The organism is Polymorphospora rubra, assembly GCF_018324255.1.
In the GTDB taxonomy this organism is placed as follows: domain Bacteria; phylum Actinomycetota; class Actinomycetes; order Mycobacteriales; family Micromonosporaceae; genus Polymorphospora; species Polymorphospora rubra.
This window is the reverse complement of sequence record NZ_AP023359.1, coordinates 6,860,340-6,871,307: the sequence shown is the minus strand read 5'-3', so window position 1 is coordinate 6,871,307 and position 10,968 is coordinate 6,860,340. Positions and strand designations below refer to the sequence as shown.

The 10,968-nt window shown below is 74.5% G+C and carries 1 protein-coding gene; it reads left to right on the top strand.

Annotation, left to right across the window (positions count from 1 at the left end; genetic code table 11):
- The first annotated feature begins 8 nt into the window (after positions 1–8).
- On the top strand, positions 9–10,940 hold the full coding sequence (locus Prubr_RS30625; protein WP_212818399.1) for a type I polyketide synthase: 10,932 nt from the start codon (positions 9–11) through the stop codon (positions 10,938–10,940).
- Positions 10,941–10,968 lie beyond the last annotated feature (28 nt).

Below are 10,968 nucleotides of genomic sequence, written 5' to 3'. Positions count from 1 at the left end.
GACGGTCAATGGCTGACGAGGCGAAGCTTCTCGACTACCTGAAGCGGGTGACGGCCGACCTGCACCAGGTACGCCAGCGTCTGCGCGAGGTGGAGGCCGGCGAACACGAGCCGATCGCCATCGTCTCCATGAGCTGCCGCTTTCCCGGCGGGGTGCGTACCCCGGAGGACCTGTGGGACGTGGTCGCGGGCGGACGGGACGTGATGACCCCGTTCCCCGAGGACCGGGGCTGGGACCTCGACTCGCTCTACGACAGCGACCCCGACCAGCCCGGCACCTCGTACACCCGGCACGGCGGCTTCGTCCACGACCTGGCCGACTTCGACCCCGGCTTCTTCGCGATCTCGCCGCGCGAGGCGCTGGCGATGGACCCGCAGCAGCGGTGGCTGCTGGAGACCTCCTGGGAGGTCTTCGAACGTGCCGGCATCGACCCGCTGTCGCTGCGCGGCAGCCGGACCGGGGTGTTCGCCGGCAGCACCGGGCAGGACTACGGCGGCGTGCTGATGGGCGCCGCACAGGGCCTCGAGGGGCATCTGATGACCGGCAACGCCGGCAGCGTCGTCTCCGGCCGGATCGCCTACACCTTCGGCCTGGAGGGCCCGGCGGTCACCGTCGACACCGCCTGCTCGTCGTCGCTGGTGGCGCTGCACCTGGCCGGGCAGGCGCTGCGGCAGCGGGAATGCACGCTGGCGGTCGTCGCCGGCGTCACCGCCATGTGCACTCCGGCGGCCTTCGTGGAGTTCGCGCGCCAGCGGGGTCTGGCCGGCGACGGCCGGTGCAAGGCCTTCGCCGCCGCCGCCGACGGCACCGGCTGGTCCGAGGGGGTCGGTGTCCTCCTGCTCGAACGGCTCTCCGACGCCCGCCGCAACGGCCACCCGGTGCTCGCCGTGGTGCGCGGCAGCGCGGTCAACCAGGACGGTGCCTCCAACGGGCTCAGCGCGCCCAACGGCCCCTCCCAGCAGCGGGTGATCCAGCAGGCCCTGGCCGCCGCCGGTCTCGCCAGCGGTGGCGTGGACGTGGTGGAGGCGCACGGCACCGGGACCCGCCTCGGCGACCCGATCGAGGCCCAGGCGCTTCTTGCCACGTACGGGCAGGACCGGGGCGAGGCGGCACCGCTGCTGCTCGGCTCGGTGAAGTCGAACATCGGCCATGCCCAGGCCGCCGCCGGCGTGGCCGGTGTGATCAAGATGGTGATGGCGATGCGGCACGGGGTGGTGCCGCCGACGTTGCACGTGGACGCGCCGACTCCGGAGGTGGACTGGTCGGCGGGTGCGGTGTCGCTGGTGACCGAGGCGACGCCGTGGCCGGCGGTGGAGCGGCCGCGTCGCGCGGGGGTGTCGTCGTTCGGGGTGTCGGGCACCAACGCGCACACCATCATCGAGCAGGCCCCCGAACCGGAAGCCGTCGCGCCGGCCGGGCCACGGGACCGGCTGCCGGTCCTGCCGGTGCTGCTCTCCGCGCGTGCGGCGGCCGCCGTGCCCGGCCAGGCCGAGCGGTGGGCGGCGTGGTTGGCCGGGGACGCCGACCTGCGTCCGGTGGACGTGGGCTGGTCGTCGGTGACGACCCGTTCGGTCCTGGAGCACCGGGCGGTGGTGCTGGCGGAGGGCCGGGACGATCTGCTGGCCGGGCTGCGTGCGTTGGCGGCGGGTTCGCCGTCGGGCGCGGTGGTGACCGGTTCGGGGGTACGTCGGGGACCGCTTGCGGTGTTGTTCTCCGGTCAGGGTGCGCAGCGGGCCGGGATGGGTCGTGAGTTGTACGGCGCGTTCCCGGTGTTCGCGGCGGCGCTGGACGAGGTGTGCGGGCTGTTGCCGGGTGGGTTGCGGGAGGTGTTGTTCGCCGAGGCGGGGTCGCCCGAGGCGGACCTGTTGGACCAGACGGCGTTCACCCAGGCGGGTCTGTTCGCGGTCGAGGTGGCGCTCTTCCGCCTCGTGGAGTCGTTCGGGATCGTGCCGGACTACGTCGGCGGTCACTCGATCGGCGAGGTGACGGCCGCGCACGTGGCCGGTGTGTTGTCCCTGGCGGACGCGTGTGCCCTGGTGGCGGCGCGGGGCCGGTTGATGCAGGCCCTGCCGGCCGGTGGCGGAATGCTCGCGGTCGCCGCCGACGAGGCGGCCGTGCGGGAGTCCCTGGCCGGACTGGCCGGGGTCGGGGTCGCGGCCGTCAACGGCCCGTCGGCCGTGGTCGTCTCCGGAGCGAACGACGCGCTGGACGAGGTCGAGGCGTTCTGGTCCGGCAAGGGTGTGCGGACCCGGCGGTTGCGGGTCAGTCACGCGTTCCACAGCCCGTTGATGGAGCCGATGCTGGCCGAGTTCCGCACGGTGCTCGACGGGTTGACGTTCGTGGCGCCGTTGCTGCCGGTGGTGTCGAACCTGACCGGTGCGCTCGCCGACCCGGACGAGATCCGTACCCCGGACTACTGGGTGCGGCACGTGCGGGAGGCGGTCCGCTACGCCGACGGGATCACCGCCCTCCAGGCGGCCGGAGCGGGAACGTTCCTGGAGATCGGCCCGCGCAGCGTGCTGACCGCCATGAACGGCGAACTGCTGACCGGCGACGACACCGTCGCGGTGGCGACGCTGCGCAAGGACCGGCCCGAGGCGCACGCGCTGCTGCACGCCCTGGCCGAACTGCACGTCCACGGCGTCCCGGTCACCTGGCAGAACTGGTACGCCGAGACCGGCGCCACCCGGGTCGACCTGCCCACGTACGCCTTCGCGCACCAGCGCTACTGGCCGGAGGGCGGCGCCGGCTGGACCGGCGACGTCACCGCCGTCGGTCTCCGCCCCGCCCGGCACCCGCTGCTCGGCGCGGCCGTCGGCGTCGCCCACGCGGAAGGGTTCCTCTTCACCGGCCGGCTGGCCCGGCGTACCCACCCGTGGATCTCCGACCACGTCGTCTTCGACACCGTGCTGCTGCCCGGCACCGGCTTCGTGGAACTCGCCCTGCAGGCCGGCGCCCACGTCGGCGCCGACCACGTCCGCGAGCTGACCCTCGAGGCCCCGCTGATCCTGCCGGAGACCGGCGGCGTGGACATCCAGCTCTGGATCGGCCCGGCCGACGAGACCGGCTGCCGGTCCGTCTCGCTGCACTCCGCCACCGACCCCGGCACCGACGACGGCGAGCAGACCTGGACCCGCAACGCCAGCGGCATGCTGGCCAGCACGCCCGCCACGCCGACCGCCGTACCCGGCTGGTCCGACCTGACCGCCTGGCCGCCGCCGGACGCGACGCCCGTCGACACCGGCGACCTCTACCTGAACCTCGCCGCCCAGGGCTACGACTACGGCCCTTCGTTCATCGCGTTGCGGGCCGCCTGGCGTCGGGGCGAGGACCTCTTCGCCGAGCTGGCGCTGCCGGAGAGCCCGGCCGCCGAGGCCGGCGTGTACGGGCTGCACCCCGTCCTGCTGGACGCCGCGCTGCACACGCTCGGGCTGCCCACCCCCGTCGCGCCGGCCGGCGGGCCGGCCCCGGCCGGCTACGGGCGGCTGCCGTTCTCCTGGAACGACGTGGCGCTGCACGCCGCCGGTGCCGCCGCGGCCAGGGTACGGGTCACCCACACCGGCACCGACAGCATCTCCCTGCTGCTCGCCGACGTCGCCGGTGCGCCGGTCGTCTCGGTCGGCTCCCTCGTGCTGCGGCCGGTCTCCGCCGACCAGTTGCGGGTGGCCGGCGGCGGAGCCGACGAGTCGCTGTACCGGGTGGACTGGGTGCCGGCGCCGGTGCCGGCGGAGCTGCCCGGGGTGGTGTCGGCGGTGGTCGACCCCGCCGGCAGCGGCCTGGCGGCGGCGGTCGGCGCGACCGGCGCGTACCCCGACCTGGCGACCCTGACCCGGGCGATGGGCGACGGGACCCCCGACGTGGTCGTCGCGTCCCTCATGGACCTGGCGGACGCGTCGGACGTTCCCGGGGCGGTGACCGCGGCCACCCACCGGGCGCTCGCGGTGCTCCAGCAGTTCCTCGCCGACGACCGCTTCGCCGGCTCCCGGCTGGTCCTCGTCACCCGCGGCGCCGTCGCCGCCGGTCCCGACCCCGACGTGACCGACCTGGCCGGTGCCGCCGTCGTCGGCCTGGTCCGCTCCGCCCAGTCGGAGAACCCCGGCCGGTTCGTCCTCGTCGACGTCGACGACCCGGCGGATGCGGCCGAGGCGGTGGTGCGCGGCATGCTGGGCGACGAGCCGCAGCTCGCCATCCGGGCCGGTGTCCCGTACGCCGCCCGGCTCACCCGGGTGCCGGCCCAGCCGGAACCGGCCCCGTCGCCGTTCGACGCCGACGGCACCGTCCTGATCACCGGCGCCACCGGCACCCTCGGCCAGTTGATGAGCCGGCACCTGGTCACCGACCACGGGGTACGGCACCTGATCCTCACCAGCCGGCGCGGCGCCGCCGCCGAGGGCGTCGCCGAACTCCGCGCGGAACTGGCCGACCTCGGCGCCACCGTCACCGTCGCGGCCTGCGACGTCACCGACCGGGCCGCGGTCGCCGACCTGCTGGCCGGCATCCCCGCCGCACACCCGCTGACCGTCGTCATCCACGCCGCCGGCGTCCGGGACGACGGCACCATCCCCAGGCTCACCCCGGAGCAGGTGGACAGCGTGCTGCGGCCGAAGGTGGACGCCGCCTGGAACCTGCACGAACTCACCGCCGGCCTGGGCCTGCGGGCGTTCATCTCGTACTCCTCGATGGCCGCCACCGCCGGCGGCCCCGGCCAGGGCAACTACGCCGCCGCGAACGCGTTCCTGGACGGGCTGGCCCAGCACCGCGAGGCCCGTGGGCTGGCCGCCCTCACCCTGGCCTGGGGGCTGTGGGCCGACCGCAGCGGCATGACCACCGAGCTGGACGACGTACACCTGAACCGGATCTCCCGCTCCGGCGTGGTCGCGATGGAGGCCGAGGAGGGCCTGGCCCTCTTCGACGCGGCCTGCCGCACCAGCCAGGCGGCGGTGGTGCCGGCGCGGCTCGACCTGGCCGCGATGCGGGCGCAGTTCGCCGGCGGTGTGGTGCCGGCGCTGTACCGGGGCCTGGTCCGGATGCCGGCCCGGGCCGCCGCGGTGACCACCGGCGCGTCCCTCGTCCAGCAGCTCGCCGGTCTCGGTGCGGCCGACCTGCACAACGCGCTGCTGGAGATCGTCCGGGGGCAGGCGGCGGCCGTGCTGGGCTACCCCGACCCGGCGGTGATCGAGGCCCCACGGGCGTTCAGCGAGCTCGGCTTCGACTCGCTGACCGCCGTCGAGATGCGTAACCGGCTCAACGTCGCCTTCGGCATGCGGCTGCCGGCGACCCTGGTCTTCGACTACCCGACCCCGCTGGCGCTGGCTGCCTTCCTGGCCACCGAGGTCGCCGGCGACGCCGCACCGGTACGCCCCACGCCCGCCACCGTCACGGTCGACGACGACGAACCCCTCGCCATCGTCGGCATGGCGTGCCGGCTGCCCGGCGGGGTCTGGTCACCGGACGACCTGTGGCAGCTGGTGGCCGACGGCGTCGACGCCATCACCGACCTGCCCACCGACCGGGGCTGGGCCCTCGACACGCTCTACAGCCCCGACCCGGACCAGAGCGGCACCTTCTACGCCCGTGGCGGCGGCTTCCTGACCGGGGTGGACCGCTTCGACCCCGACTTCTTCGGCATCTCGCCGCGCGAGGCCCTGGCCATGGACCCGCAGCAGCGGCTGCTGCTGGAGACCACCTGGGAGACCTTCGAGTCCGCCGGCCTCGACCCGGCGCGGATGCGGGGCAGCAGCACCGGCGTCTTCGTCGGCACCAGCGGCCAGGACTACGCCTCGCTGCTGGCGTACGCCCCCGAGGGCACCGAGGGATACGCCCTCACCGGGCTCACCAGCAGCGTCATCTCCGGCCGGGTGGCGTACACCTTCGGGCTGGAGGGGCCGGCCGTGTCGCTGGACACCGCCTGCTCCTCGTCGCTGGTGGCGCTGCACTGGGCCGGTCAGGCCCTCCGTCGCGGCGAGTGCGATCTGGCGCTGGCCGGCGGCGTCATGGTGATGGCCACCCCGACCGCGTTCATCGAGTTCTCCCGGCAGCGGGGCCTGGCCGCCGACGGCCGGTGCAAGTCGTTCGCCGCCGCCGCCGACGGCACCGGCTGGTCCGAGGGCGTGGGCATGCTGCTGGTGGAGCGGCTGTCGGACGCCCGGCGCAACGGGCACCGGGTGCTCGCGGTGGTGCGGGGGAGTGCGGTCAACCAGGACGGTGCCTCCAACGGGCTCACCGCCCCGAACGGTCCGGCCCAGCAGCGGGTCATCCGGCAGGCGTTGGCGTCGGCGCGGTTGTCGTCGGGCGATGTGGACGTGGTGGAGGCGCACGGCACCGGCACCACCCTCGGTGATCCGATCGAGGCGCACGCCCTGCTGGCGACGTACGGGCAGGACCGGCCCGAGGAGCGGCCGTTGCTGCTCGGTTCGATCAAGTCGAACATCGGGCACGCCCAGGCCGCGGCCGGTGTCGCCGGGGTGATCAAGATGGTGTTGGCGATGCGGCACGGGGTGGTGCCCGCCACCCTGCACGTCGACGAGCCGTCTCCGCACATCGACTGGTCGGCGGGTGCGGTGTCGCTGGTGACCGAGGCGCGGCCGTGGCCGGCGGTGGACCGGCCCCGCCGGGCGGCGGTGTCGTCGTTCGGCATCTCCGGCACCAACGCCCACGTGATCATCGAGCAGGCCGACGAGCCGGCTCCGGACACCGGGGACCGGCCGACGTCCGGGGCGGGTGCCGTCGCGAACGGGCCGGTGGTGTGGTCCGTCTCGGCGCGGTCCAAGGGGGCGCTCGCCGGGCAGGCGGCCCGGTTGGCGGAGTTCGTCCGGGGCCGGGCCGCCGACGTGGATCCGGCGGAGGTGGCGTGGACCCTGGCGTCGACCCGGTCGGTGTTCGATCACCGGGCGGTGGTTGTCGGTCGTGACGTCGGGGAGTTGTTGGCGGGGTTGCGGGCGTTGGCCGAGGGTTCTCCGGTGGGGAACGTGGTGTCGGGCGTCGCTGGTGGCGTTGGTGCCGGTCCGGTGTTCGTGTTTCCGGGTCAGGGTGCGCAGTCGGTGGGGATGGCGTCGGGTCTGGTCGGTTCGTGTGCGGTGTTCGACGAGGCGTTGGCTGATTGTGAGCGGGCGTTGGCGCCGTGGGTGGATGTGGATCTGGTGTCGGTGTTGACCGGTGACGACGAGTCGTGGTTGGAGCGGGTGGAGGTGGTGCAGCCGGTGTTGTTCGCGGTCGGGGTTGCCCTGGCCGCGGTGTGGAAGCAGGCCGGCGTAACTCCACGTGCCGTCATCGGGCATTCGCAGGGGGAGATCGCCGCCGCGTGTGTGGCCGGGATTTTGTCGTTGGAGGATGCGGCGAAGACGGTGGCGTTGCGGTCGCGGGCGTTGGCGGTGTTGGCGGGTTCGGGTGCGATGGCGTCGGTGGATCTGTCGGTCGAGCAGGTGACCGCTCGTCTGGACGGGTTTGTGGGTGTGGGTGTGGCGGCGGTGAACGGCCCCTCGACGGTGGTGGTGTCGGGTCCGCCCGGGCCGGTCGCGGATCTGGTCGCGGCGTGTCAGGCCGACGGTGTCCGGGCGCGGATCATTCCGGTGGACTACGCGTCGCATTCGCCGGCGGTGCAGCAGGTCGCCGAGCAGCTGCGGACGGATCTGGCGGGTGTCGCGCCGCGGACCGGTGGGGTGCGGTTGGTGTCGACGTTGACCGGTGACTGGGTGGATCCGGGGTCGATGGGTGCGGACTACTGGTATGAGAATCTGCGGCGGCCGGTGTTGTTCGACACCGCGGTCCGGGTTGCGGTGCAAGCCGGGTATTCGACGTTTGTGGAGGTGTCTCCGCATCCGGTGTTGGGGATGCCGGTGACCGCGATCCTGGACGACCTGGACACCACCGGGCATGTGTTGGGCACCCTGCGTCGGGGTGAGGACGACCCGACGCGCTTGTTGACCAGCCTGGCGACGGCGTACACGATCGGTCTGCCGGTCGACCTGACGGCGGTGTTGGCGCCGGCTGCGGTGACGGAGCTGCCGACGTACGCGTTCGACCACCGCCGGTACTGGATCGACATGCCGGCGTACCAGGTCCAGGACGTGGCCGCCGCCGGGCTGCACGACCCCGGACACCCCCTGCTCAGCGCCGCGCTCACCTTCCCCGACAGCGAGCGGATGGTCTTCACCGGCCGGCTGTCGGTACGTACCCACCCGTGGCTCGGCGAGCACCGGGTGATGGACGCGATCCTGCTGCCCGGCACCGCCTTCGTGGAACTGGCCACGTACGCCGGCGAGCAGGCCGGCTGCCCCCGGCTCGACGAACTCACCCTGCTCGCCCCGCTGGTCCTGCCCGAGCCGGGCGCCCTGCAGATCCAGCTCACCGTCGGCGACCGCGACGCCGACGGACGCCGTACCGTGCAGTTGCACTCGCGGCCGTCCCGGGACGACGCCGACGAGACCCTCGCCGACGCCTCCTGGACCTGCCACGCCACCGGCCTGGTCGCCCCGACCGGCCCGGACCGGCCGGTGGCAACCTTCGACCTCGGGGTGTGGCCACCGCCCGGGGCCGTCGCCGTCGAGTCCGACGACTTCTACTCCGGCATCGAGGCGACCGTGTTCGGCTACGGTCCGGCGTTCCGCGGCCTGCGGGCCGCCTGGATCCGGGGCGACGAGGTGTTCGCCGAGGTGGAACTGCCCGGCGACTACCGGAGCGACGCCGGGCGGTTCGGCGTGCACCCGGCGCTGCTCGACGGCGCGCTCCAGGCCATGTCCATCGGCGGCTTCCTCAGCCGGATGGGCGACGGCGGCGACACCAACGTCCCCCGGCTGCCCTTCGCCTGGACGGGAGTGTCGCTGCACGCGGCAGGCGCCACCGCGCTGCGGGTACGCGTCGCGGCGGCCGGCGACGTCGGCGTCTCCTTCCAGATCGGCGACGCCACCGGCGCCCCGGTCATGGAGGTCGACTCACTGATCATGCGGCGGGTCGCCGGGGACGCCCTCGGCGCGGCCCGCTCCGGCCGGCACGAGTCCCTGTTCCAACTCGACTGGCCGGTGCTGCCCGTCCCGGTCGGCCCGGTGCCGGCCGCCGGCAGATGGGTGGCGCTCGGCGCCGACGACCTCGCGCTCGGCGCCGCCTGCGAGGCCGCGGGCGTCCGGGTACGTACCGACGTCGACCTGGACTCCCTCGCGGACCTGCTCGCCGGTGACGGGGAGGCGCCCGAACTGGTGATCGTTCCGGTGGGCCCGGCGGAACCGGACCGCCCGGACGACGACGCGACGGTCGCCGAACAGGCCCGGGCCACCACCCACCGGACCCTGGCGGCCCTGCGGACCTGGCTCGCCGACGAACGGTTCGCCGCATCCCGGCTGGCGCTGGTGACGAGGCACGCCGTGGCGGTGGCCGCGCAGTCGACGGTCGACCTGCGCCAGGCGCCGGTGTGGGGCCTGCTGCGCAGTGCCCAGCTCGAGCACCCCGGCCGCTGCCAGCTGATCGACCTCGATGACCACCCCGACACGGCGGCGGTCGTGGCCGCCGCGCTCGCCTCCGGCGAACCGCAGCTCGCCGTACGCGCCGGACAGGTCCGCACCGCACGGCTGGTGCGGATGCCGGCCGGGGTGGACCCGTTGCCCGGCGGCATCGACCCGGACGGCACCGTCCTCGTCACCGGCGGCACCGGCACCCTCGGCCGGATCCTGGCCCGGCACCTGGTGACCACCCACGGCGTACGCCACCTGCTGCTCGCCGGACGGCGCGGCCCGACCGCCGACGGGGTGACCGAACTGGTCGCCGAGCTGACCGACGCGGGTGCCGAGGTGACCGTGGCGGCCTGCGACGCCGCCGACCCGGCGGAGCTGGCGGCGCTGCTGGCCGGCGTACCCGCCGCGCATCCGCTCACCGCCGTCGTGCACGCCGCCGGCGTCCTCGACGACGGCGTGCTGGAGGCGATGACACCGCAGCGGATCGACGCCGTGGCCCGGCCGAAGATCGACGCCGCGTGGCACCTGCACCGGCTCACCGCCGGCGCGGACCTCGCCGCGTTCGTGCTCTTCTCCTCCGGCGCGGCCACGCTGGGCAGCGCCGGGCAGGCCAACTACGCGGCGGCCAACGCCTTCCTCGACGCCCTCGCCGCGCACCGGCGGGCCCGTGGACTCGCCGGCATCTCGCTCGCCTGGGGCCTGTGGCAGCAGGCCAGCGGCATGACCGGCCACCTCGCCGAGGCCGATGTCCGGCGGATGGCCGAACAGGGCGCCTCCGGGCTCGGCACGGTCCAGGCGCTGAACCTCTTCGACGCGGCCTGGCGGCTCGACACGCCCACCGCCGTACCGATGCGGCTGGACGTCGCGGCGCTGCGGGCGCAGGCGGAGACCGGCACCCTCGCGCCGATGCTGCGCTCCCTGGTCCGGGTGCCGCTGCGCCGCTCCGTCGACGCGGGCGGCGCCGGGACCGGCGGGGTGCAGCTCACCCAGCGGCTCGCCGGACTGGCCGGGCCGGACCGGATGCGGGTCGTGCTCGACGTGGTGCGGTCCAACATCGCCGCGGTGCTGGGGCACGCCACCGCCGACGCGATCGACCCCGGCCGGCTCTTCACCGAACTGGGCTTCGACTCGCTCACCGCCGTCGACCTGCGCAACCGGCTCAACGCCCTCTCCGGGCTGCGGCTGCCGGCCACGCTGGTCTTCGACTACCCGACCCCGACCGCGCTGGCCGAGAAGCTGGCCGCGGAGGTCGCCGCCGACGCGGCGCCGTCGACCCAGCCGATCTTCCAGGGCATCGACGCGGTGGAGAACCTGCTCGCCGCCATCCCGCTCGACGCGCAGGCCCGGGACCGGTTCACCGCGCGGGTGCGCGACCTGCTGGCCAAGGCATCCGACCTCGCCGCCGGGCCAGGGGAGGCGCCGGACCGGCCCGACCTCGAGTCGGCCAGCGACGACGAGATCTTCGACTTCATCAGCAAAGAGTTTGGAATCTCCTGAGATGACCGTGTCCCGGATCGCGGAAGGT

Coding starts and splice junctions, on each gene's coding strand:
- Prubr_RS30625 (WP_212818399.1), top strand. CDS start 9: ATGGCTGACGAGGCGAAGCTTCTCGACTACCTGAAGCGGGTGACGGCC.